Source organism: Microbacterium sp. WCS2018Hpa-9 (assembly GCF_031843745.1).
In the GTDB taxonomy this organism is placed as follows: Bacteria; Actinomycetota; Actinomycetes; order Actinomycetales; family Microbacteriaceae; genus Microbacterium.
Genome location: NZ_JAVTIY010000001.1, coordinates 219,728 through 242,303 on the forward strand (window position 1 = coordinate 219,728; position 22,576 = coordinate 242,303).

Here is a 22,576-nt window from a genome sequence, read left to right on the forward strand (position 1 = left end):
CTCACTTCTCCTCCGTCGTCATGTGCGCGACCGGCTGATCGCGTCGTACCTGATCACCGACGGCCACCGTCAGGCGCACCGTCCCGTCGTGGGGTGCCAGCACCGGGTGCTCCATCTTCATCGCCTCGATCGAGACGAGAGGAGTGCCGGCGGTCACCGCGTCGCCGTCGCGGACGTGCACGGCCACGACGCTTCCCGGCATCGGGGCTCGCGCATCCGGGCCGCTCGCGGTCTCGCGCTGCTCCCGCGCCTGCAGTCTGTGCAGCATGCGGGCCCGACGATCCAGCGGTCGCAGGTGCACCGTGCGTCCGTCCTCGCTCACCCAGACGCCGCCGTCGGCCTCCGTCGCGACCGCCACGCGGGGCCGAGGGCCGTCGGACGCGGGGGCGCAGATCACCTCACCCCGGTCGGTGAGGAACGAGACCTCGCGACGATCAAGCCCCGTGAGCGACTCCCACACCTGACCAGCGCGTCGAGCCCTTCTGGCTTCGCCGACTGCGTCATCGGCGTGCGACACAGCGCGGCTCGCGGCCGCCAGCATCGTCGGCGACGGCGGCTGGTCATCGAGCGGCAGAAGCGTCTCGATGAGTCCGGTGTCGAGATCGCCGGCCATGACCCGCTCATCGCGGCAGAGCAGTCGGAGGAAGGCGATGTTCGTGTCCACGCCCAGCACGACGGTTCTGCTCAGAGCCTCGTCGAGGCGGCGGAGGGCAGTGCTCCGGTCATGGGCGAAAGCGATGACCTTGGCGATCATCGGGTCGTAGAAACCCGTCACCTCGCTGCCCGTCTCGACCGCCGCATCGACTCTCACGCCCTGAGGCGGGTCGAAGAGCAGGATGCGGCCGGTCGAGGGAAGGAACCCGCGCTCGGGCGACTCGGCGTAGACACGAGCCTCGACGGCGTGCCCTCGCATCGGGGGCGCAGGGTCGAGGCGCCCTCCAGCGGCGACACCGATCTGGAGGGCGACGAGGTCGAGTCCTGTCACCTCCTCCGTGACGGGGTGCTCGACCTGCAGGCGGGTGTTCATCTCTATGAAGAAGACCTGGTCCGGGGCGTCCGCGTCGACGAGGAACTCGACGGTGCCGGCGCCGACGTACGAGACACTCGCCGCGGCCTGCGTCGCGGCCTCGAGAAGATGGTCTCTGGTCGTGTCGGGAATGCCTGCAGACGGAGCCTCCTCGATGACCTTCTGGTGGCGGCGCTGGAGCGTGCACTCGCGCTCGCCGAGGGCGATCACCGTGCCGTGCGTGTCGCCGAACACCTGCACCTCGATGTGGCGTGGGCGTCGGATGAGCCTCTCCAGGATCAGCGAGTCGTCACCGAAGGCCGAGCGTGCGACCCGTCGCGCAGAGGCCAGGGCAGCGCTCAAGCCGGCTGATGCCTCGACGACCTCCATACCCTTGCCGCCACCCCCCGCGCTCGGTTTCACGAGCAGGGGGTAGCCGACAGCGTCCGCCTCCTCGGCGATCTCCGCGTCCGACAGACCTCTCGCATCGAACCCTGGCACGACGGGCACTCCCGATCGCACGACGTGATCGCGGGCCTTGGCCTTGTCGCCCATGATCTGGAGCGCGTCGATCGACGGCCCGATGAAGACGACACCGCTCTCGGCGCACGCTTCGGCGAGCCCGACGCTCTCAGAGAGGAAGCCGTAGCCGGGATGGATGGCCTGTGCTCCGGTCGCGCGCGCGGCCGCGATGACGGCATCGATGTCGAGGTACGACTCGGCGACCGGCGCCGCTCCGATCCGCACGGCGTCGTCGGCCTCGCGTACATGGGGTGCGTCGGCATCCGCATCGCTGTAGACGGCGACGCTGCGGATGCCCATGTTCCGCAGCGTGCGGATGATACGGCGCGCGATCTCGCCTCGATTGGCGACGAGCACCGTGTCGAATTCGCGGGAGGGAGAGGTGGTCGTCATGGCGGTCACATCCTGAAGAGGCCGAAGCGCGGCTCGGGCAGGGGGCTTCGGGCGACCACGTCGAGGGCGAGCCCCAGCAGGTCGCGGGTCTGGGCCGGGTCGATGATGCCGTCGTCCCACAGGCGGGCGGTGGCGTAATACGGCTCGCCCTGGGTCTCGTACTGCTCACGGATGGGCTGCTCGAACGCCGCCCGCTCGTCCGAGCTCCAGGTCTGTCCGCGTGCCGTGAGCTGGCCGTCCTTGACCGTGCCGAGAACCGAGGCCGCCTGGGCGCCGCCCATCACCGATATGCGGCTGGCCGGCCACGTCCACAGGAATCGCGGCGAGTACGCCCGTCCGCACATCGAGTAGTTTCCCGCGCCGAAGGATCCGCCGATGATCACCGTGAGCTTCGGCACGCGCGTGCTGGCGACGGCGGTGACCATCTTGGCTCCGTCCTTCGCGATGCCCCCTGCCTCTGCGTCCGACCCGACCATGAAGCCCGAGATGTTCTGCAGGAACACGAGGGGGATGCCGCGCTGATCGCACAGCTCGATGAAGTGCGCACCTTTCAGCGCGGACTCGCTGAACAGCACGCCGTTGTTCGCGACGATCCCGACCGGATGCCCGTGCAGCCGCGCGAATCCGGTGACGAGGGTCGTGCCGTACTCCGCCTTGAACTCCCGGAACGTGTCGCCGTCGATCAGCCTCGCGATGACGTCGTGCACGTCGTATGCGGCGTTCACATCGACGGGGACGACGTCGTAGAGCGACCCGGACTCCGCCGGTTCACGGGTGTCGTGCACGTCCCACGCCGGAGGGAGAGGCGCAGGCAGCGTGGCGACGATGTCACGCAGGATCTCCAGCGCGTGCTCGTCGTCTTCGGCGAGGTGGTCGACCACACCGCTGCGCCGGGCGTGCAGCTCGCCGCCCCCGAGCTCTTCCGCAGAGACGACCTCGCCGATCGCCGCCTTGACGAGCGGCGGGCCACCGAGGAAGATCGTCCCCTGGTCCCGGACGATCACGGTCTCATCGCTCATGGCCGGGACGTAGGCGCCGCCGGCCGTGCATGAACCGAGCACGGCGGCGAGCTGAGGGATGCCCTCTGCAGACATCCGGGCCTGGTTGAAGAAGATGCGGCCGAAGTGCTCCCGATCGGGGAACACTTCGTCCTGCTTGGGAAGGAAGGCGCCGCCGGAGTCGACGAGATACAGGCACGGCAGTCGGTTCTCGAGCGCGATCTCCTGCGCGCGCAGGTGCTTCTTGACCGTGAGCGGGTAGTACGTTCCGCCTTTGACGGTGGCGTCGTTGCAGACGACCATCACGTGGCGTCCGTGCACGAGACCGACCCCGGCGATGACTCCGGCGGCCGGTGCGTCTCCCCCGTACAGTCCGTCTGCTGCCAGCGGCGCGATCTCGACGAAGGGACTGCCCTCATCGAGGAGCCTGGTCACACGGTCTCGCGGAAGCAGCTTGCCCCGAGCGATGTGCCTCTCACGAGACGCTTCAGGGCCGCCCCTGGAGGCGACAGCCAGCCGTTCGTGCAGCTCGGCAGCGAGGGACTGCTGGGTTGCGGGCATCGCGACGTCCTCCTAGATTACGGGGCGCCGGCGTCATCGCCCTGGCGCACTCGATGCTTTCTCGGTTAGTGTTCACTAACCGACGGCATCAGGTTAGCGAGGATTAACTGAGATGACAAGCCCCCTCACCGCGCGAGATCGCGCGAAGGCAGAGCGCTCGGACGCGATCCTCCGAGAGGCGGCGCGGCTCTTCGCCGAGAGCGGATACAACGGGGTGAGCCTCGAGGACATCGGCGCCGCCGTGGGCGTATCCGGCCCGGCTGTCTACCGTCACTTCGCGGGCAAGCAGGCGCTGCTCGGCGCCGTGCTGATCAAGGTGAGCGACGATCTCGTCACGGGCGGCACCCGGGTCGCGGCCGACGGATCCACGCCCGAAGCGCGCATCCGTGCACTCGTCGCCTTCCACGTCGAGTTCGCGCTCGGCAACGCCGACGTGATCCGCGTTCACGATCGAGACGTCGTGCACCTGGCGGCTCAGGACCACGCCACGGTCCGACGACTGCAGCGCGCTTACATCGAGCTCTGGATCGACACGCTGCATCCTCTGGTCGAGGCCGATGCCGACGAGCTGCGCCTGCGGGTGCAAGCGTGCTTCGGGCTGATCAACTCGACACCGCACAGCACCCGGGCAGCGGCCAGACGCCACTCCGCCACCGCGGCAGTGCTCGCCGCGATGGCGGAATCGGCGCTCCGAGCGACTATCTGAGGAGCATCGCCCGACCCGGTTCCTCCAGCACGTCGGCGACGTCCTTGAGGAACCTCGCGCCCTCCGCTCCGTCGACGATCCGGTGATCGAACGAAAGGCTGAGCGTCATCACATGGCGAAGGGCGATCTCGCCGCGGTGCTCCCACGGACGGCGCCGGACCGCTCCGATCGCGAGGATCCCGGACTGCCCTGGCGGAAGGATCGGGGTGCCCGCGTCGACCCCGAACACCCCGATGTTCGAGATCGAGAACGTGCCACCAGACAGCTCGACCGGAGACGTCCTGCCTTCACGCGCCGTGGCGGCGAGAGACTTCACGGCATCCGCGAGCTCGATGAGGCTCAGGGTCTCGGCGTCACGGATGTGAGGCACGATGAGTCCGCGTTCGGTCGCTGCGGCGATCCCGAGATCGACGTAGCCGAACTGCACGATCTCTCCGGCGGGCTCGTCCAATCGCGCGTTCAGGCCGGGCGTGCGGGTCAGTGCGAGACAGACCGCCTTCGCCACGACCGCGAGCGGACCGATCCGGTGCTCGGACAGCGAGCGGTCGCCGCGCAGCGACTCGAGAAGGTCCATGGTCGATGTCACATCGACCGTGTGGAAGACCGTGACGTGCGGCGCGGTGAAGGCGCTCTCGACCATGGCCGCCGCCGTGTGCTTGCGGATTCCGCGAATGGGGATGCGCGTCTCTCGCGAGTGCTCGCGAAGCCCGGCCGCGTCGTTCGGAACTGCAGCGTGCTGCAGTGCGGGTTCGGCCTGCTCGACGGCCACTCCGGTGCGAGAGACGTAGTCGTCGATGTCGTCACGTGTGATCACGCGATCTCCGACCGACGCTGCCACGAGGGCGAGGTCGATGCCGAGACGCTTGGCATACGCGCGCACCGGAGGGGTCGACCGGGGCCGTTCGACGACGACCTCGACGCTCGCCGTCGGCGAGGCGTCATGCGGCGCGGCCTCGAGCACAGCCGTGTCGGTCGTCGCTCTGCCGCCGGCCGCACGTCTGGCGCGTCGAGCGGGCCGCCCGGATGCCGTGGGAGCGGCTCCGTAGCCCACGAGGTTGGGCTGTGCCTTCTCCTGCTCTTCGGCTCCGGCGGGGTCCGCCGACGCCGACCCATCGGCGCCCTCCACGTCGAACTCGATCAGGGGAGCCCCCACCGCGATCGTCTGCCCCGCCTCGGCGTGCAGAGCGGCGACGACACCTTCGTAGGGAGAGGGCAGCTCGACGATCGCCTTGGCCGTCTCGACCTCCGCCAGCGTCTGGTTGAGCGTCACGGTGTCGCCGGGTGCGACGAGCCATTGGACCACCTCGGCCTCTGTCAGCCCCTCCCCGAGGTCGGGCAGGCGGAATTCCGCGTTCACGCGTCGGCTCCCGTCAGGCTGTTCGGACGATCGAGCACACGGTCGACGGCGTCCAGCAGCCGGTCGAGGTCGGGCAGGTGGTACTTCTCGAGCTTCGCCGGCGGATAGGGGACGTCGTGTCCGGTGACGCGCAACGGAGCCGACTCGAGGTACTCGAAGCATCGCTCTGTGACGCTCGCGATCACCTCGGCGGCCATGCCCGCCTCGCGTGACGCCTCGTGGGCGACGACGACCCGTCCGGTCTTGCGCACCGACGTCGCGACCGTGTCGTAGTCGACGGGCGACAGCGAACGCAGATCGATGACTTCCAGAGAGATTCCCTCGTCCTCCGCAGCCTCGGCCGCCTGCAACGCGGTCGCGACCATCGCCCCGTAGGTGATGAGCGTCGCATCGTCTCCTGCACGGACGACGCGTGCGAGTCCCATCGGCGCCGCATCCGCCAGCGGTGCGTCGAGGTCGACCTCGCCCTTGTGGTGGTACAGCCGCTTCGGCTCGAAGAAGATCACCGGGTCGTCCGACGCGATGGCCTGACGCAGACTCCGATACGCGTCTTCCGGATTCGACACGGCGATCACGCGCAGTCCTGCCGTGTGCACGAAGTACGCCTCGGGTGATTCCGAGTGGTGCTCGGCCGCGCCGATCCCGCCGGCCCACGGGATGCGGATCGTGATCGGCATCTTCACCCGGCCCTGCGTGCGATAGTGCAGTTTGGCCACCTGGGCGACGATCTGATCGAACGCGGGGTACACGAAGCCGTCGAACTGGATCTCGACGACGGGCCGATAGCCCCGGAACGCCAGCCCGACAGCCATGCCGACGATGCCGGACTCCGCGAGAGGCGTGTCGATCACACGCTTCGCACCGAACTCATCGAGGAGTCCGTCCGTGATGCGGAAGACACCGCCGAGTCTGCCGATGTCCTCCCCCAGCAGCACGACCTTGTCGTCGTCGCGCATCGCCTGGCGAAGACCGGCGCCGAGCGCCTTGCCGAGAGTGATCTGAGTCATGATCACACCTCGCCGTCGAAGGACGCCAGGTGCGCGGCGTACTCATCACGCTGACGCTCGAGCCCGGAATGCGGCTCGGCATAGACGCCATCGAAGACGGCGAGCGGGGGGCGCGTCACCATGCTCAGGCACTCGGCGCGCATCTCTCGCGCCGCGATGTCCGCGGCCTGCTGCGTGTCCGCGACCTGCTCATCGCTCAGACCGCCGATCGACCGCAGGTGCGCCTCCAGGCGAGCGATGGGGTCGCGACGGCGCCACGCCTCGAGCTCGTCATCCCTGCGGTAGCGGGTCGGATCATCGGCTGTCGTGTGCGGGCCCATCCGGTACGTGACCGCTTCGATATAGGCGGGGCCCTTTCCCGACCTGGCGTGCGCGAGGGCCCAGCGCATCGCGGCCATGCACGCGAGAACGTCGTTGCCGTCGACCCGCAGGCTCGGGATGCCGAATCCGGGCGCCCGCCCGGCGATCGGATACTTCGACTGCACCGACACGGGCTCCGAGATCGCCCAGTGATTGTTCTGACAGACGAAGACGACCGGGGCCTGATAGGACGAGGCGAAGATCATCGCCTCATTGACATCGCCCTGACTCGTGGCCCCGTCGCCGAAGTAGGTGACGGCGACTTCGTCCGCCCCTTCGTGACGGATGCCGAGGGCGTAGCCGACGGCGTGGAGCGTCTGCGCTCCGATGATGATCTGCAGCGGAGCGACCCGGAGCGCGGCAGGGTCGTGACCTGCCCCCTCCTCGCCGCGCCACATGCGGACGAAGTCTCCGGGCTTCGCGCCACGCGCATAGATGACCCCGGTCTCCCGATAGCTCGGGAAGACGTAGTCCTGCGGTGCGAGCGCCTTCGCGGTGCCGATCTGGGTGGCCTCCTGCCCCTGGCAGGGTGCCCAGAGTCCGAGCTGTCCCTGGCGCTGGAGCGCGACGCCCTCCGCGTCGATACGACGGAGGATGAGCATGTCGCGATGGAGCGCCCGCAGCTGTGCGGCGTCGACGTCATCGACGTAGGGGTCGAGCAGCGGGTTCGAGATGCGCTCGCCCTCGGGTGAGAGGATGCGCTCGGCGAGTTCGAGATCCTGTGCCGTGTCGGCGATCGGGGTGATCTGCGGTGACATCATCGTCCTCCTCATTCGTGGCCGTCGTCACGGGTTCTACGCTCGGCCCCGGCATCATCGCCGGTTCACTTGAGCGTACGTCCGCTCATCACCTCGCTCAAGCAGCCGCGATCGGCTTGAGCATGTTGCCAAATATGGGCTGCTCCCACCCTGCTATCGTTTGGCAGTATGGCCGGACTTGACCGCATTGATCTGGAACTTCTCGCCGCCCTCGCCGATGATCCCCGTGTCACGATCGTCGCGCTCGCGGAGAACCTCGGGCTGTCGCGCAACACCATCCAGGCGCGCATGGCGCGACTCGAGCAGACCGGGATCTTCCAGTCGTATGAGCGATCGTTCTCGACCGATGTGCTCGGGTTCCCGCTTCAGGCGTTCGTCAGCATCGGGGTGCGTCAGACCGAGCTGCCCCGCATCATCAACGAGCTTGCGCGCATCCCCGAAGTGGTGCAGGCGCACGGACTCAGCGGATCGATCGACCTGCTCGCGCGCGTCGCGTGCAGAGACGCGCGGCACCTCTTCGACACCGACGCCCGCATCCTCTCGATCGAGGGTGTCGAACGCACCGAGACCTCTCTGGCCATGGGCGAGGTGATCCCGTTCCGCGTCGCCGGCCTCATCGGCCTCGCGCGACGGGAATCCTGAGGAATCGGCGAACGGCGCCCGCAGCTTCGGCGGGCGTCTCGTAGTGGATCAGGTGGCCGACCTCGGCGATCTCGACCAGAGTGGCGTCGTCGAACCGGGTCGCGAGACGTCGCTCGACCTCGATGGGGGTGATGTCGTCTCGCTGGGCGGCGATGAGCAGCGTGGGAGTCGAGATCGACGAGGCGAACTCGCTCACGTCATGCGACACGCTCGTCACGAACGCGTCCCGGAGCACGTCACGGTCGGCGAAGCGCGAGAAGTAGGTGTCGTGCTGGTCGTGGATGAACCGACGCAGCTGGGGGTCGGCCGTCTTGGCCATCGTGATGCTCATGACCCGGACGATCAGCCGGTTGCGCAGGAGCGCAGTGCCCGCTCGTTCGGGCAGACGCGCACCGAGCGAGTAGTACAAGACGGCGAGACGCGTCATGATGCCCTTGGGGCCCTCGAGTGCCGGTGCGCCGATCGGGTTGATCAGGATCAGCCGCGGCGTCTCGAGCCCCGCCGCGACCGCCGCAGAGGCGACGATCGATCCGAAGGAGTGTCCGAGTATCACCGCTCCGGGAGCGACTGTCGCCGCGAACTCCGTCAGCCAGGCGACGTACTCGTCGAGATCGTACGAACGGCCAGCGACGGGCGCCGTCTCGCCGAAGCCGGGGAGATCTGGAGAGATCACGCGAACCTCGGGAAGGAATGCGAGTACCGGCTCGAGGCCGTGGTGCTCACCCCGGAACCCGTGCACGGCGACGACCGTCATGTCAGCATCGGCAGGTCCGTACTCCCAGAACACCGTCGTGCCGCCTCGGACCTCGACCTCGCGGCGCACGACGGGCAGTCGGCTGAGGCGATCTGCGTAAGGAGAGGGGACGGTCATGCACCAAGTCTAGAGTCGGCGGATGCATGCTCTCCGTGTGCCTCCGCTCGGATGTCGGAGCCCGGATCTACGGTGAAACCATGCCCCCAGCCCCCTCGCTCCCGCACTGGATCACTCGTGTAGGCGTGTTCGACCTCGAGACCACCGGTGTCGACGTGGAGAGAGACCGGGTCGTCACCGCGCACGTGGGGCTCCTCGACGCGGATGGGCGCGAGATCGCCGCTAGGGACTGGCTGTCGGATCCCGGTGTGCCGATCCCCGAGGGTGCTACAGCCGTGCACGGAGTCACCACCGAGCATGCCCGTCAGCACGGGCGTACGGGTGCCGAGGTGGTCGGAGAAGTGACCGCTGCCCTGCGATCCCTTCTCTCTCAGGGGGTTCCGATCGTCGCGTACAACGCGGCATACGACTTCTCCCTCCTGGCGCACGAGGCGCGTCGCCACGGAATCGCACCGCTCGAGAATCCCTCGCCGATCATCGACCCGCTCGTGATCGACAAGGCCTATGACCGATACCGCCCAGGCAAGCGCACCCTCGAGGTGGTCGCGGCTCTGTACGCCGTGCGACTCGAGGACGCCCACGAGGCCGCCGCCGATGCGGTGGCCGCAGGCCGGGTCGCGCAGGCGCTGGCGCGTCAGTTCGTGCTTCCTGAGACCCTCGAAGAACTGCACACCCGGCAGATCGGGTGGGCCCGTTCTCAGGCGGCGAGCCTCACCGAGTACTTCATCCGGATCGGTCGCCTCGAGCCCGAGGAGCGCCTCGACGGCACCTGGCCGGTGCGCGCACATCGCACCCTCGGGGAGGTGCCTCGCGATGCGGTTTCGAACCAGTGACGTCTCACGCGTGGAGAGCACCTGGAAGCAGTTCGTCCCCTCCGCGGTCCTGCACGACGTAGACCCCGAGCGGTTCCACTTCGATTGGCACTCGGCCGATCTCGGGGGTGTGAACCTCGTGCGATACGACCTGGCGGCGGAGGTCCGCTCGACAGCAGAACCGCACGACCAGGTTCTGGTTTGCCGAGTGGACGGTCCGGATGCACAGGTGTACTCCGATCGCGGCGATCTCGATGCGAGCCGCCCGTGGATCTCCGACGGGCCACGAGTGCATGCACGGTGGGACGCGGGGGCCCGGGTCACCGCACTCGTGTTCGAACGCGACACCCTGTCGCGCCTCGCCCGGCGGATCAGCGGCGACGACGACCTCTCCATCCGTATCGGCGACCTCTCCCCTCGTTCCGAGTATGCGGCCGCAGCATGGGACCGCATGTTCGCGTACCTCGAGCAGAGCGCCGCCCCCCTCGAGACCACGGACGATCACGAGATCCTGCGCAGCGAGTTGGCACGCCATGCGGCGGCGACGACGCTGGCGGCTTTCGCGACGACGAGCCGCCTCGAGCGGCATCGCCCGACGCAGACGACAGCTGCCCCGGCGACCGTGCGCCGTGCTCTCGACTTCATCTCCGAGAATTCACACCGGCCGATCACCGTCGACGACGTCGCCGCGGCCGTCCACATCTCGACGCGGGGACTCCAGTACGCCTTTCGACGAGCGCTCGACACGACGCCGGCCGAGTCGCTGCGACGGGCGCGGCTGGACGGCGCCCATCGCGACCTCCAGTCCGGGTCACCCTCGACGGTGGCCGCGGTGGCTCGCCGATGGGGTTTCTCGCATCCTTCACGATTCGCCGCCGCGTATCGCGACAGCTTCGGTGTGCTTCCTTCCGTGACAGCTGCGCGGCATCGCCGATGACACCATGCGAACAGATTGTTCGTGACCATCGCGCGTCGTGAGCGGCCAGTGCGGAGGCTCGCTCTCGAACCCATATATTTCGGCATATGGGTTCTCTCTATTACGGCGCCTCGGAGCCGATCCATATCGACGATCGTGCGCTCGCGCACCTCAAGGTCGTCGTGGCGACGAAGCTGCGTCGCAACGAGAGCTTCACCCTGACCTGGAAGCACCCGGAAGGCGATCCCGAGGGCCGCTCGACGGTCTGGCTGCATCCGTCGATCCCCCTGCGGTTCGTGTTCGACGAGAGCGAGGCGCCGGATCTCAGCCGTCGATGGATCGAGAATCTCGCGCATTCGGCAAACTCGAGCGGCGGCATCACACTCGTGGACGAACTGATCGAGCCTTCTCCCGACCTGCAGCCCGCAGACGCTCGCTGATCCGGACGAGGCAGGCGGGGTGAGCTCCCCCGGTGTCAAGTCCCTCGTTGGCCCCGTCGATCGATGACAGGATCGCGTCGATGACGGAACTCAGCGAAGTGCATGTGACGGGGAGCGCCGTCTCTGTCCGGTCAAGGACGAGACCCGCCCACTCCCCCACGACGTCGGTGGTCATCCCCGTCAAGGACGACGCAGCGCTGCTGGCACGGTGTCTGCGGGCGCTGCACGCACAGGAGACGCCGGCCGACGAGATCATCGTGGTCGACAATGGCTCCTCAGACGCGTCGGCATCCGTGGCGCGGGAGTTGGGAGCGCGGGTGTTGACCTGCATCGAGCCGGGCATCTCGGCCGCAGCGTCCACCGGATACGACGCCGCACGCGGTGATCTGATCCTCAGGCTCGACGCGGACTGCGAACCGGATGCCGACTGGATCTCCGCCGTCGTCTCGGTCTTCGGGGAGGACGCGCGTACTGGCGCCGTCACCGGACCTGCGCGCTTCACCGATGGACCCGCGGCGCTCCGCGTCCCGCTCGCTCGGCTCTATCTCGGGGCGTATACGAGCATCTTGAGTGTGACTCTCGGTCATCGACCACTTTTCGGCTCCAATCTCGCGTTCCGCAGGGATGTGTGGCACGCGGTGCGTGCTGACGTGCATCGCGGCGACCCTCAGATCCACGACGACCTCGACCTCGCCTTCCACGTCGGCGAGAACCACCGCATCGCGCGGCTCCCTGGCGAGTCGATGGGGATGTCGATGAGACCCCTCACCGCAGGACGGTTCGGCCGGCGTGTGCACCGCGGCTTCCGCAGCGTGCTTGTGCACTGGCCTCGAGACTTCCCACCTTTCCGATGGGCACGCCTGGTGGTCCGGCATCGCCTGCGCGGCCCTGCATCGCGGAGGACGCGATGACCGCGCCACCGCTGATCGGCCCCGCGCTCGCACCGGAGTTGCACGTGATGTCCTTCAACATCCGCCGTGCGATGGAGGGCCGTCTGCGTCCGGAGCGCGACCGTTGGAGCGTGCGCGCACCGGCCGTCGCTGAGATGCTCGGCTCGGAGCGTCCCACGATCCTCGGGCTGCAGGAGGTGCGGCCCCGCGCGATGACGGTCGTCACCCGCGCGATCGGCCGGACCCATCGGTTCGTCGGCAGAGGAAGGGCCCGCGATGGCGCGGGCGAGGGCAGTCCGCTCGTCTACGACGCCGAACGCCTGGAGCTGCGTGGCTGGGAGCAGCGGGCCCTCTCGGCGCGGCCTGACGAACCGGGCAGCCGATCCTGGGGCAATCTGCTCCCCCGCATCCTCGTGACGGCGGAGTTCTCGGACAGGTCGACCGGCGTCCGGTTCATCGTTGTCAACGCCCACCTCGACCATCTGTCCTCTCGTTCTCGACGACGATCAGCAGAGGCCATCACTGCCCTGATCCGGGAGCGCGCGCTTCCGGCGATCGTGATGGGCGATCTCAATGCCGGCCCCCGCTCCGAGGCCGTACGCACGCTTCTCTCTCGCGCGGAGCTCACCGATTCCTGGAGCGCCGCAGAAGATCGGCTGACGCCGCTGTGGAGCACGCTCAACGGGTATCACCCACCCCGGCTCACAGGGCGGCGCGTCGATTGGATGCTCGTCAGCCGAGACGTGCGGGTGCGTGCTGCCGCCATCAACGCACGCGTCTTCGACGGGATCAGACCGTCGGATCACCTCGCCGTACAGGTGATGCTGCGTATGGACGGGAAGACGCAGTGAAAGAGGACTTCCTCCGTCGGCCTCGGTCCCTCGCGGAGTGGTCCGCAGACGCCCTGCGCGTTGTGGGGATCATCGGCGTCGGAGTCGCACTGATCTGGCTCGTGCCGACGGACGCCGGCATCGCCGCGCTTGCTCTTCCGGCTCTGATGCTGCCACGAGCGCTGGGGTTGCGCGGGGGGTTGGATCTGGCCGTGTGCGTGACCGTGCTCGTCGCTGCGTGGAGCAACGTACTCGACCTGTACCGCACGATCCCGGGGTGGGATCTGCTCGTGCACCTGGTCTGCACGGGCGTTCTGACGATCATCGCGGCGCTGATCCTCACGCGGGCTGACGTCGTCGCGATGACTCGTGATGGCGGCGCCCGACCGCGGACTCCGCTCGTCCTCGCGCCGCTCGTGGCACTCGCGCTCAGCGCGGTGTGGGAGATGGTCGAGTGGCTGGGCTGGGCCTACCTCAGCGATGAGATCTTCGTCACCTATCAGGACACCATCGGCGATATGGTCTTCGGCGGGATCGGCGGCATCGCGGCCGGGGTCATCCTCGCGTCATCATCTCTGACCCGAGCGCACTCGACAGGTGACGTCGCGGGATCGACGAGCAGGAGTAGGGCGGGCGGGACTTGAACCCGCGATCGTTGGGTTATGAGCCCACTGCCTTAACCAGCTTGGCCACCGCCCCGTGAGCACCAGCCTATCGGGCGGAACCGATCAGATCGGCGTCGCGGCGGCGTGCGTCTCGAGGTGCGCCAGATAGATGTCGGCGTTGGCGATCAGGTCAGCACGCTCATCGTCGCTGAGCGATCGGCGCACCTTCGCGGGAACCCCGGCCACGAGTGAACCGTCCGGCACCTCGGTTCCGCCGAGCACCACCGCTCCTCCGGCGATGAGGCAGCCCGCGCCGATGACGGCGCCACTGAGCACGACAGCCCCCATGCCGATGAGTGAACCGTCTCCGATCGTGCATCCGTGGACGACTGCGTTGTGACCGATCGACACCTTCGCACCGACGACGACGGGATGAGCCGCATCGACGTGGACCGAGACGTTGTCCTGCACGTTGCTGCCGGGGCCGATGATGATCGCCGCCGAATCTCCCCGGAGCACGGCGTTGTACCAGACACTCACCCCCTCGGCCAGCGAGACGTCTCCGACGATGCGCGCTCCCTCGGCGATGAACGAGTCGGCGGCGACCGACGGGGTCTTTCCGGGGAGCGCGAGGACAGAGGCTCCGGCTGCGATGCTCATGAGGTGAGACTATCCTCACAAGGCCGGATTTCCGCATGATTCCGGGGCACTAAGCCGAGCCTTCGCTTGCTTGCGGAATGTTTTCAGACGAGTAGCGTTGTCATCATCAGGCACGAAGAGACAACTCCGGAGGAGTCAAGATGAGCAAGGTACAGACCGTTTCCACCACCGCCAGCGACCCGACAGTGGCAGCTGCAGCGGCTCAGTTCCTCTCCCCCGTCGTGCTCGGACTCCAGGCACTGACGATCGATGGCAAGCAGGCGCACTGGCACGTGCGCGGTGCCAACTTCGTCGGCGTCCACGAGCTCCTCGACACGATCGTCGCGCACGCAGGAGACTTCGCAGACACCGCCGCAGAGCGCATCGTCGCCCTCGGCCTGCCGATCGACGCGCGCATCAGCGCCGTAGCCGCCAAGGGCAGCGCGACCTCGGTTCCCGCCGGCTTCACCCAGTCCGACGAGCTCGTGCGCGCTGTCATCTCCGACATCGACGCGATCCTCATCGACGTGAAGGCTGCGATCGACGGGCTCGACGAGGTCGACCTCACGAGCCAGGACGTCGCGATCGAGATCATGCGCGGACTCGAGAAGGACCGCTGGTTCCTCGTGTCGCACATCGCCGCATAAGCATCCGTCTGACGAAGAAGGGCACCGGGTTCTCCCGGTGCCCTTCTTCGTGCTCCGGCCGTCATCCGCCGTAGGTCAGGCGCCCGGCCACCATCGTCGCCGTCACCGGCATCCCTCGCAGATCCGCACCGGAGGCGGTCAGCGGGTCGTAGCCGCACAACGTGATGTCGGCGAGCTCGCCCGGGCGCACCGAGGTGCGGACGCTCGCCCGGAGAGCCTGCTCCCGCGTCAACCGCTCCTCGGGGTGCCAGGGATCGCGGTCATCGTCGGTGCGGGTGACGGCAGCGGCGATCGCCTGCCACGGATCGAGCGGCGCCACAGGCGCGTCGGATCCGAAGCGCAGCTCGACACCGGCGTCACGCAGGGCGCCGAGCGGGTAGCCGATCGAGGTCTGACCGGCCCAATGCCGTCCGACGAGATCTCTGTCGTCGAGCGCGTGCTGCGGTTGCACGCTCGCGACGATGCCGAGTCTGCCGAACCGCGCGAGATCGGCGTGCCGCACCAGCTGGGCGTGCTCGATGGTCCCGACCGCACCCGACGCGGTGAACGCATCGAGCGCGCCGGTGACGGCGCGGTCGCCGATCGCGTGCACAGCGACCGCGAGTCCCGCTCCGGTGGCGACGGTGAGCAGCTCTGCGAGCTCGGCCGGCGGCACGGTGAGAACCCCGAAGTTCTCAGGATCACCCGGATACGCGTGCGAGCACGCGGCGGTCCGCGTGCCCAGCGAACCGTCGCTGATCACCTTCAGCGGCCCGACGTGGATCAGGTCGCGTCCTGCCTCCGGTGCATCCTCCGCCTGATCCAGCTCTCCCGACCTCAGGCCGGCACGGATGGCTCGCTCGAGGTCGAAGGGATAGATCGCGAACTCGACACGATGCGCGGCGAACCCCGCCGCGACTCGGCGGGGCCACGCATCGGCGTTCCACGCCATGTCGAAGTCCACCAGTCCCGTGACGCCGCGAGACGCTGCGCGCTCGCCTGCGTCCAAGACCGCCGCATCGCCGCGATCAGGGTCCACGGCGTTCAGTCGACGCGAGATCTCGAACGCGTCCTGCTCTCGCAGCATCCCGTCGACGCTGTCGAAGCCCTCGAGCCGCAACGCGGCCGAGTTGAGCCACGTGCTGTGCACGTCCGCGTTGATGAGGTAGGTGGGCACCTCTCCGGTGACGTTGTCGAGCAGAGCGAGCGTGGGGCGATCGGGCCACATCGCATCGCGGAATCCGCTGCCCACCTTCCGCCCATCCGGGAGGGGTGCCGCGGCGGCCATGATCGCAGCCGCCTCAGATGCGGAGGCCGCGCTGCCGAGGGCGACGCGCTCGGCAGCCAGCGCCCACTGGACCGTGTGAACGTGGTTGTCCCACAGGCCGGGCACCGCCCACGCTCCGTTGCCCTCGAGGATCTCACCCTGCGGGTCGAGTGCGCCCGCGGGTGCGATGTCGCTGATCCGACCGTCTTCGATGAAGATGTCGACCGGCTCGTCGTCGATCAGGAACTCCCTGCCGGGGCCCGACACCCGTACGCCGGCGATTGTGCCGATCCGCTCCCCGATTCTGATCACGAACGGCCTCCGGAGCGCGCCTGCTCGGCGCGACGCATCTCGGTGGCGAGGTCGGGCTGCGCGTATGGCCCGTCGCCTTCGAGTTCGGCGATCACGGCCTCCACGGTGTCGAGCGGCTTGTTCTGGCTGAGTTTGCGCTTGGCGACGACCCTGGACGGGGTGAGTCTGAAACCCACCGTCCCTCCGGCCAGCCGCGTGACGAACGAGGGGTCGTTCGGCCGTTCCCACATTCGGCGGGGCTCCGGCATCCGTCCCTCGAAGCGATCGACCAGCCGGTCGAGCACGGCGAGGTTCTCTTCGTCGCTGAGGATCTCGGGAACCCCAGCAAGATGCACGGCCGTGTAGTTCCAGGTCGGAACCGACTGCACGTCGCCGTACCACCCGGGCGAGATGTAGCCGTGCGGCCCCTGGAAGACGACGAGCAGCTCCCTCTCCCCCATGCCGTGTATCAGGTCGTCGGGACGCCCGACATGGCCCACGACCGTGAGATCGTCGCGGTCGTCATCGAGCAGAACGACGTAGTGCGAAGAGACCAGGCCATCGGGACCGTGGCTCACGATCGTCGCCCACGGATTGGCATCGACGACACGACGGATCTCGGCCATATCAGCGAGCGTGAAACTGGGGTTCTGACGCATCCCCTCAGCCTATGGCCGACGGGTCACGCTTGGCAGCGCGGGCACCAGTACAGCTTGCGCGCCCCGATCTCCTCGAGAGCGATCTCGGTGCCGCAGATGCGGCAGGGCAGACCGGCGCGATGGTAGACCCAGTGCCTGTCGTCACGGCTCGCCATCGCGGCTCGATACGCATCGGGCGAAAGGTCGTCCATGGTCATCATCTGGCCGGTTTCGACGCCGATGGCGAGAAGACGCACCCAGTCATGCCAGAGCGCCCGCACGACGTCTTCCGGAACCTCGCGGCCGGGCGTGTGCGGGTTCAACCGCTGGCGGAACAGCATCTCGGCCCGGTACACGTTGCCGATGCCGCTCACCACGGCCTGATCCATGAGCAGGAGCGCGATCACCGTCTGCTTCTTGCGGACCGCCTCGACGAAGCGCTCCTCGTTCTGCGCAGGATCGCCCACGAGCGGATCGGGGCCGAGCTTCGCGACGCTGGCGAGCATCTCCTCAGGAGTCTGGAGCACGCAGGCGGTCGGACCGCGCAGATCCGCGGCGGTGATGTCGGTCATCAGTCGCAGCCGCACCTGGCCGACGACCGGCGGCGGCCACTCGAACCCCTCGTCGGCGAGACCCTTCGTCTGCTCGGACATGCGGACGTGCACGCGGGTCCGGCGGGGTGCGCCGATCGACGCGAGCGAGTTCTCTCCGGCGTCGTCGAGGATCTCCTCGTCGACCACCGTGCCCCGCTGGTTGGTCTGCCCCATGCGACCGTTCGCTGAGGCGATGGTGGGGTCCACCAGGATGTCACCGGCGAAGTCCCAGGCCCCGTAGAGACCGAGGTGCACGCGCAACCACACGTCGCCTTCGGCCTCGAGGAACATCTGCTTGCCCACTGCCTGCACGCTGATCGCCTCACGCCCGTTCAGAACGGCCGCTCCCTCGGCGAATCGTCCCTGCGGGCTCGAGGCCAGCATCGACTTGCCGACGAAGTTCCGATCGAACTGTCGAGCGATGCGGTGAACGGAGTGGCCCTCGGGCATGTCAGGCTCGCGGGTCCGGCAGCAGCGAGCCGTCGCGCTCGAAGTCCGCGATCTGACCGATGCGGCGGACATGGCGCTCGTCGTGCGAGAACGGCGTCGCGATGAAGGTGTCGATGAAAGACGTGACCTCGTCGAACGAGTGCTGACGCGCTCCGATCGAGATCACGTTCGCGTCGTTGTGCTCGCGGGCGAGTTCTGCGGTCGACGTGTTCCACACCAGCGCGGCGCGGACGCCCTCGACCTTGTTCGCGGCGATCTGCTCGCCGTTGCCCGAGCCGCCGAACACCACACCCAGCGTCTCGACCCCGGCTGCCTGATCGGCCACGACCGCCTGCGCCGCGCGGATGCAGAACGCGGGGTAGTCGTCGAGCGCGTCGTACACGACCGGCCCGTGATCGATGACTTCGTGCCCTGCGCCGCGCAGGTGATCCTGCAGCTGCGTCGAGAAGTCGAGACCGGCGTGATCGGTGGCGATATGGATGCGCATGGCATCCATCCTAGAAGCGCAGGGGGTCAGCGGGTGCTCACGGAGCCACGCCGGAAGCCGCCGGCTTGAATCCCGCCCGGACGTTCTCGCAGCAGCCGGGGCGGCACACGTCGAACGCACCGGGCAGAGACGTCACGTGGGGGCGTTCCTCGTTGGGACGTCCCTCCAGGCGCTCGACGATCAGGTCGACGATGCCCGTGACGAACGACGGAGCGACCCCGGGGGTCGGAGTGCGCGTGAAGGCGAGTCCCGCCTCCTCCGCGGCTTCGGCGGCCTCGGTGTCGAGGTCCCAGAGCACCTCCATGTGATCGCTCATGAAACCGACCGGCACCACTGCCACGGCCTTCCGACCGCGCTCGGGGAGCTCGCCGATGACGTCGCACACGTCAGGCTCGAGCCACGGCTGCGAGGCGGGGCCCGAACGAGACTGGTAGACCAGCTCCCACGAGACGTCGGCCGCGGCGGGGATGCTGTCGCGGACGCGATCCATCACCCATGCCGCGACGGCGAGGTGCTGCGCGGCATACGCGCCGCCTTCGCCCCAGTCGATGTCCCGCGCGCCCGAACGCTCGGCATCCGCGGTCGGGATGCTGTGCGTCGAGAAGAGGATCTGGATGTCGGCCGGGGCGATGCCCTGAGCGAGGAAGGTCTCCACGGCCTCGCGGACGCCCGTCTCGAACGCCTCCACGAACCCGGGGTGGTCGTAGAAGGGACGGATCTTGTCGATCGTCACCGTCTCGCCGAGCTTCGTCTCCTCGAGCACTCGCGCGAAGTCCTCGCGGTACTGCCGGCAGCTCGAGAAGGAGCTGTAGGCACTCGTGGCGAAGGCGAGGAGCGTCGTCTTGCCGTCTGCTGCGGCTTCGGTGACGACCTCTTCGAGGTACGGGCTCCAGTTGCGGTTGCCCCAGTACACCGGAAGATCGATGCCGCGGCGGGCGAGCTCGGCCTCGAGCGCCTCCTTGAGGATGCGGTTCTGTCCGTTGATCGGGCTCACGCCGCCGAAGTGGCGGTAGTGGTGCGCGACCTCTTCGAGACGCTCATCCGGGATCCCCCTGCCACGCGTGACGTTGCGGAGGAACGGGATGACGTCATCCTGTCCCTCAGGGCCACCGAATCCGGCGAGCAGGATGCCGTCGTAGGCCACCGGGGTGGTCATGTACGGCGCGCCGGAGGCAGCAGCATCGGAAGCAAAGAGGACGGTGTTCGGCTCGATCGCGGTCACGCGTCTATTCTTTCATCTCCTGGAAGTGAGTCAGGCCGCCGTGCTGGCGTAGGCTGTCATGGTTGCCGTGGGCGCCAACTGCGCTGGGTTGCGGCAGCATCCCCTCACCCCTGGGAGTACAGCTGTGCCTGGAGAGAACCTCACCCGCATCGAAGCGCAGGAGCGCCGCGACGTCATCGACACCCAGTCGTACGAAGTCTCGCTCGACCTGACGAAGGGTGCGGAGGTCTTCGGCTCCCGCAGCGTCGTCCGGTTCACCGCGACGCCGGAGAGCCTCACCTTCATCGACCTGATCGCACGTGATGTGCGCGAGATCTCGTTGAACGGAGAGCAGCTCGACCCCGACGAGGTCTTCGCCGACTCGCGCATCGCGCTCGCCGGCCTGCAGGCCGAGAACGTCCTCGTGGTCGACGCGGACTGCCTGTACACCAACACCGGCGAGGGACTGCACCGCTTCGTCGATCCCGTCGACGGCGAGGTCTACCTCTACTCCCAGTTCGAGGTCCCCGACTCGCGTCGAGTGTTCGCCGTGTTCGAGCAGCCTGACCTGAAAGCCACCTTCCAGTTCACGGTGACCGCTCCGGCATCGTGGAAGGTCGTCTCGAACTCCCCCACGCCCGAGCCCATCGTCCACGACGACCACTCGGTAGCGACGTGGGGCTTCGAGCCCACGCCTCGCATCTCGTCGTACATCACAGCCCTCGTCGCGGGCCCCTACGAGGCGACGTTCTCCGAGCTCACCAGCGCCTCGGGCCGCGTGATCCCGCTCGGCGTCTACGGGCGCAAGAGCCTGTGGCAGCATCTCGACGCCGACTACATCTTCGACAAGACGCGCGAGGGCTTCGCATACTTCGAGTCGAAGTTCGGCGTGCCCTACCCGTTCGCGAAGTACGATCAGCTCTTCGTCCCCGAGTTCAACGCCGGTGCCATGGAGAACGCGGGAGCGGTCACCTTCACCGAGACCTACGTGTTCCGCAGCAAGGTCACCGACGCCGTCAAGGAGCGCCGCGTCGTCACGATCCTGCACGAACTCGCGCACATGTGGTTCGGCGACCTCGTGACCATGAAGTGGTGGAACGACCTCTGGCTGAACGAGTCGTTCGCCGAGTGGGCATCGACGATCGCGACCGCCGAGGCCACCGAATGGACCGAGGCGTGGACGACGTTCAACGCCATGGAGAAGACCTGGGCCTACCGCCAGGATCAGCTTCCCTCGACCCACCCCATCGTGGCTGAGATCAACGACCTCGAAGACGTGCAGGTGAACTTCGACGGCATCACGTACGCGAAGGGCGGCTCGGTTCTCAAGCAGCTCGCCGCCTGGGTGGGCATCGAGGCGTTCTTCGCCGGCGTCTCGCAGTACTTCCAGAAGCACTCGTGGGGGAACACCGAGCTGAGCGACCTTCTCACCGAGCTCGAAGCCACCAGCGGACGCGATCTGAGCACCTGGTCGAAGAAGTGGCTCGAGACCGCGGGCGTGAACACGCTCGAACCGGTGATCGCAGACGACTCGGACGGCACGATCACACGATTCGCCGTGACGCAGACCGCTCCGGCCGACTACCCGACCATCCGTCCGCACCGGCTCGGCATCGGGTTCTACAACCTCCAGGACGGCGCACTCGTGCGCTCGCACTACGCCGAGGTCGACGTCGACGGAGACCGCACCGAGGTTCCCGAGCTGCATGGCCTCGCGCGTCCCGACCTCGTGCTGCTCAACGACAACGACCTCGCCTACGCGAAGATCCGCCTCGACGAGCGCTCCCTCGCCACCGCGATCGCGCACCTCGCCGACATCAGCGACCCCCTCGCGCGCTCCCTCGTCTGGGGCGCCGCCTGGGACCAGACCCGCGACGCCGAGACCGCGGCCTCCGATTACGTCGACCTGGTGCTCGGCAACATCGGCCGCGAGACCGAGTCGACCACGGTCCGCACGACGCTCGCGCAGCTGCGCACCGCCGCCACGCTCTATGTCAGGCCAGAGGCTCGTCTCGCCGCTCGCCAGAAGGTCGCAGACGGACTCTGGGCTCTTGCAGAATCCGCCGAATCGGGCAGCGACAGCCAGCTCCAGTTCGTGACGGCCTTCGCGAACGCCCTGGTCACTCCCGAGCACGCGGGCATCGTGGGGCGCCTGCGCTCCGGCGAGGAGACGCTCCCGGGCCTCGAGATCGACGCGGACCTCAGCTGGCAGCTGCTCGTCGGACTCGCCACGATCGGCGCGACGGATGCGGCATCCATCGATGCCGCGCTCGCGTCTGACAACACGTCGAAGGGCGGCGAGTTCGCCGCGCAGGCACGTGCGGCGCTGCCCGACTCCGCCTCGAAGAAGGCGGCGTGGGCGTCGCTGATCGAACGCGACGACGCTCCGAACACGATCGTGCGGTCTGCCGCGCTCGGCTTCGTGCACCCGGCCGGCGCCGAGGCTCTTCGCGAGTTCGTGCCCGCGTACTTCGACATGCTGGTGCCGATCTGGGAGTCCCGCAGCTACCAGATCGCGCAGTATCTGATCGTGGGCCTGTTCCCCACGGCCATCGCCGATGTCGAACTGCGCGACGCGACACGCGCGTGGCTGTCGGCCAACCAGGACGCGGCACCGGCGCTGCGCCGTCTGGTGCTCGAGAACCTCGCCGACGTCGAGCGCTCGCTCGCTGCGCAGTCCCGCGACGCGGAGGACTGAGCCCGCTTCTCC

22 protein-coding genes and 1 tRNA gene are annotated in these 22,576 nt (G+C 68.0%); 10 read left to right on the plus strand and 13 right to left on the minus strand.

The genetic code is table 11. The annotated features are described in order from the left end of the window. Position 1 precedes the first annotated feature (1 nt). Both RQG82_RS01095 and RQG82_RS01100 read right to left on the minus strand, forming a co-directional pair. Positions 2–1,921, minus strand: coding sequence for a biotin carboxylase N-terminal domain-containing protein (locus tag RQG82_RS01095; RefSeq protein ID WP_311257290.1), 1,920 nt, complete (start codon positions 1,919–1,921; stop codon positions 2–4). Between the two features lie 5 nt (positions 1,922–1,926). After that, a complete protein-coding gene (locus RQG82_RS01100) occupies positions 1,927–3,480 on the minus strand; it encodes a carboxyl transferase domain-containing protein (RefSeq protein ID WP_311257291.1) in 1,554 nt (517 codons plus the stop codon). A 112-nt stretch (positions 3,481–3,592) separates the two neighbouring features. On the opposite strand from RQG82_RS01100, the gene RQG82_RS01105 reads away from it, so the two are divergent. Next, the gene (locus tag RQG82_RS01105; protein WP_311257292.1) at positions 3,593–4,186 is read left to right on the plus strand and encodes a TetR/AcrR family transcriptional regulator; all 594 of its coding nucleotides are present in this window, start codon (positions 3,593–3,595) and stop codon (positions 4,184–4,186) included. Here the strand turns inward: RQG82_RS01105 and RQG82_RS01110 are convergent. The 3 genes from RQG82_RS01110 to pdhA are packed head-to-tail and all read right to left on the minus strand — an operon-like array spanning position 4,179 to position 7,668. Further along, on the minus strand, positions 4,179–5,543 hold the full coding sequence (locus RQG82_RS01110; RefSeq protein WP_311257293.1) for a dihydrolipoamide acetyltransferase family protein: 1,365 nt from the start codon (positions 5,541–5,543) through the stop codon (positions 4,179–4,181). The two genes, RQG82_RS01105 and RQG82_RS01110, sit on opposite strands and share 8 nt — an antisense overlap. Continuing rightward, on the minus strand, positions 5,540–6,550 hold the full coding sequence (locus RQG82_RS01115; protein WP_311257294.1) for an alpha-ketoacid dehydrogenase subunit beta: 1,011 nt from the start codon (positions 6,548–6,550) through the stop codon (positions 5,540–5,542). The genes RQG82_RS01110 and RQG82_RS01115 overlap by 4 nt, the downstream gene beginning before the upstream one ends. Before the next feature lie 2 nt (positions 6,551–6,552). Continuing rightward, a complete protein-coding gene (gene pdhA, locus RQG82_RS01120; protein WP_311257795.1) occupies positions 6,553–7,668 on the minus strand; it encodes a pyruvate dehydrogenase (acetyl-transferring) E1 component subunit alpha in 1,116 nt (371 codons plus the stop codon). A gap of 168 nt (positions 7,669–7,836) precedes the next feature. Between pdhA and RQG82_RS01125 the strand changes: the two genes are divergently transcribed. Then, entirely contained in the window at positions 7,837–8,310 is a 474-nt protein-coding gene (locus tag RQG82_RS01125; RefSeq protein ID WP_042536698.1) for an Lrp/AsnC family transcriptional regulator, read from the plus strand. Here the strand turns inward: RQG82_RS01125 and RQG82_RS01130 are convergent. Further along, entirely contained in the window at positions 8,282–9,181 is a 900-nt protein-coding gene (locus RQG82_RS01130) for an alpha/beta hydrolase (protein WP_311257295.1), read from the minus strand. The two genes, RQG82_RS01125 and RQG82_RS01130, sit on opposite strands and share 29 nt — an antisense overlap. Positions 9,182–9,261: 80 nt before the next feature. On the opposite strand from RQG82_RS01130, the gene RQG82_RS01135 reads away from it, so the two are divergent. The 6 genes from RQG82_RS01135 (at position 9,262) to RQG82_RS01160 (ending at position 13,713) form a co-directional block, all read left to right on the plus strand. Then, positions 9,262–10,014 carry an exonuclease domain-containing protein gene (locus tag RQG82_RS01135; protein ID WP_311257296.1) on the plus strand — a complete coding sequence of 251 codons (753 nt, stop codon included), beginning with the start codon at positions 9,262–9,264 and terminating at the stop codon, positions 10,012–10,014. Then, complete coding sequence (locus tag RQG82_RS01140; RefSeq protein ID WP_311257297.1) at positions 9,995–10,930, plus strand: AraC family transcriptional regulator; 936 nt, start codon at positions 9,995–9,997, stop codon at positions 10,928–10,930. Before RQG82_RS01135 ends, RQG82_RS01140 begins: the two co-directional genes overlap by 20 nt. Before the next feature lie 86 nt (positions 10,931–11,016). Beyond that, on the plus strand, positions 11,017–11,349 hold the full coding sequence (locus RQG82_RS01145) for a hypothetical protein (RefSeq protein ID WP_311257298.1): 333 nt from the start codon (positions 11,017–11,019) through the stop codon (positions 11,347–11,349). A gap of 80 nt (positions 11,350–11,429) precedes the next feature. Then, positions 11,430–12,260, plus strand: coding sequence for a glycosyltransferase family 2 protein (locus RQG82_RS01150; RefSeq protein WP_311257299.1), 831 nt, complete (start codon positions 11,430–11,432; stop codon positions 12,258–12,260). After that, positions 12,257–13,090, plus strand: coding sequence for an endonuclease/exonuclease/phosphatase family protein (locus tag RQG82_RS01155; RefSeq protein WP_311257300.1), 834 nt, complete (start codon positions 12,257–12,259; stop codon positions 13,088–13,090). The genes RQG82_RS01150 and RQG82_RS01155 overlap by 4 nt, the downstream gene beginning before the upstream one ends. After that, entirely contained in the window at positions 13,087–13,713 is a 627-nt protein-coding gene (locus RQG82_RS01160; protein ID WP_311257301.1) for a hypothetical protein, read from the plus strand. Before RQG82_RS01155 ends, RQG82_RS01160 begins: the two co-directional genes overlap by 4 nt. Here the strand turns inward: RQG82_RS01160 and RQG82_RS01165 are convergent. Further along, positions 13,695–13,768 (minus strand) — tRNA-Ile (locus RQG82_RS01165). The genes RQG82_RS01160 and RQG82_RS01165 overlap by 19 nt on opposite strands. 29 nt (positions 13,769–13,797) lie before the next feature. Next, complete coding sequence (locus tag RQG82_RS01170; protein WP_311257302.1) at positions 13,798–14,334, minus strand: gamma carbonic anhydrase family protein; 537 nt, start codon at positions 14,332–14,334, stop codon at positions 13,798–13,800. A 140-nt stretch (positions 14,335–14,474) separates the two neighbouring features. Here RQG82_RS01170 and RQG82_RS01175 point away from each other — a divergent pair, with 140 nt between their 5' ends. Continuing rightward, positions 14,475–14,960: a Dps family protein gene (locus RQG82_RS01175; RefSeq protein ID WP_042536706.1), complete on the plus strand. Its 486-nt coding sequence runs from the start codon at positions 14,475–14,477 to the stop codon at positions 14,958–14,960. A 61-nt stretch (positions 14,961–15,021) separates the two neighbouring features. On the opposite strand, the gene RQG82_RS01180 is transcribed toward RQG82_RS01175, so the two are convergent. Genes RQG82_RS01180 through RQG82_RS01200 form a run of 5 tightly spaced genes read right to left on the minus strand, consistent with a single transcriptional unit; the run spans position 15,022 to position 19,887 of the window. Beyond that, positions 15,022–16,518 (minus strand): amidohydrolase family protein, encoded by a 1,497-nt coding sequence (locus RQG82_RS01180; protein ID WP_311257303.1) that lies wholly within the window; start codon positions 16,516–16,518, stop codon positions 15,022–15,024. After that, the gene (locus RQG82_RS01185; protein WP_311257304.1) at positions 16,515–17,156 is read right to left on the minus strand and encodes an FMN-binding negative transcriptional regulator; all 642 of its coding nucleotides are present in this window, start codon (positions 17,154–17,156) and stop codon (positions 16,515–16,517) included. Before RQG82_RS01185 ends, RQG82_RS01180 begins: the two co-directional genes overlap by 4 nt. Before the next feature lie 23 nt (positions 17,157–17,179). Continuing rightward, the gene (locus tag RQG82_RS01190) at positions 17,180–18,178 is read right to left on the minus strand and encodes a zinc finger domain-containing protein (protein WP_311257305.1); all 999 of its coding nucleotides are present in this window, start codon (positions 18,176–18,178) and stop codon (positions 17,180–17,182) included. 1 nt (position 18,179) lies between these two features. Next, entirely contained in the window at positions 18,180–18,665 is a 486-nt protein-coding gene (locus RQG82_RS01195; protein ID WP_311257306.1) for a ribose-5-phosphate isomerase, read from the minus strand. 37 nt (positions 18,666–18,702) lie between these two features. Continuing rightward, complete coding sequence (locus RQG82_RS01200) at positions 18,703–19,887, minus strand: ferrochelatase (protein ID WP_311257307.1); 1,185 nt, start codon at positions 19,885–19,887, stop codon at positions 18,703–18,705. Positions 19,888–20,011: 124 nt separating this feature from the next. On the opposite strand from RQG82_RS01200, the gene pepN reads away from it, so the two are divergent. After that, positions 20,012–22,564 (plus strand): aminopeptidase N, encoded by a 2,553-nt coding sequence (gene pepN, locus RQG82_RS01205; RefSeq protein WP_311257308.1) that lies wholly within the window; start codon positions 20,012–20,014, stop codon positions 22,562–22,564. Positions 22,565–22,576 lie beyond the last annotated feature (12 nt).

Excerpts from the sequence above, each read along its gene's own strand:
- RQG82_RS01095 (WP_311257290.1), bottom strand. The coding sequence starts at position 1,921 with ATGACGACCACCTCTCCCTCCCGCGAATTCGACACGGTGCTCGTCGCC.
- RQG82_RS01100 (WP_311257291.1), bottom strand. The coding sequence starts at position 3,480 with ATGCCCGCAACCCAGCAGTCCCTCGCTGCCGAGCTGCACGAACGGCTG.
- RQG82_RS01105 (WP_311257292.1), top strand. The coding sequence starts at position 3,593 with ATGACAAGCCCCCTCACCGCGCGAGATCGCGCGAAGGCAGAGCGCTCG.
- RQG82_RS01115 (WP_311257294.1), bottom strand. The coding sequence starts at position 6,550 with ATGACTCAGATCACTCTCGGCAAGGCGCTCGGCGCCGGTCTTCGCCAG.
- pdhA (WP_311257795.1), bottom strand. The coding sequence starts at position 7,668 with ATGTCACCGCAGATCACCCCGATCGCCGACACGGCACAGGATCTCGAA.
- RQG82_RS01125 (WP_042536698.1), top strand. The coding sequence starts at position 7,837 with ATGGCCGGACTTGACCGCATTGATCTGGAACTTCTCGCCGCCCTCGCC.
- RQG82_RS01130 (WP_311257295.1), bottom strand. The coding sequence starts at position 9,181 with ATGACCGTCCCCTCTCCTTACGCAGATCGCCTCAGCCGACTGCCCGTC.
- RQG82_RS01135 (WP_311257296.1), top strand. The coding sequence starts at position 9,262 with ATGCCCCCAGCCCCCTCGCTCCCGCACTGGATCACTCGTGTAGGCGTG.
- RQG82_RS01140 (WP_311257297.1), top strand. The coding sequence starts at position 9,995 with ATGCGGTTTCGAACCAGTGACGTCTCACGCGTGGAGAGCACCTGGAAG.
- RQG82_RS01145 (WP_311257298.1), top strand. The coding sequence starts at position 11,017 with ATGGGTTCTCTCTATTACGGCGCCTCGGAGCCGATCCATATCGACGAT.
- RQG82_RS01150 (WP_311257299.1), top strand. The coding sequence starts at position 11,430 with ATGACGGAACTCAGCGAAGTGCATGTGACGGGGAGCGCCGTCTCTGTC.
- RQG82_RS01155 (WP_311257300.1), top strand. The coding sequence starts at position 12,257 with ATGACCGCGCCACCGCTGATCGGCCCCGCGCTCGCACCGGAGTTGCAC.
- RQG82_RS01170 (WP_311257302.1), bottom strand. The coding sequence starts at position 14,334 with ATGAGCATCGCAGCCGGAGCCTCTGTCCTCGCGCTCCCCGGAAAGACC.
- RQG82_RS01175 (WP_042536706.1), top strand. The coding sequence starts at position 14,475 with ATGAGCAAGGTACAGACCGTTTCCACCACCGCCAGCGACCCGACAGTG.
- RQG82_RS01185 (WP_311257304.1), bottom strand. The coding sequence starts at position 17,156 with ATGCGTCAGAACCCCAGTTTCACGCTCGCTGATATGGCCGAGATCCGT.
- RQG82_RS01190 (WP_311257305.1), bottom strand. The coding sequence starts at position 18,178 with ATGCCCGAGGGCCACTCCGTTCACCGCATCGCTCGACAGTTCGATCGG.
- RQG82_RS01195 (WP_311257306.1), bottom strand. The coding sequence starts at position 18,665 with ATGCGCATCCATATCGCCACCGATCACGCCGGTCTCGACTTCTCGACG.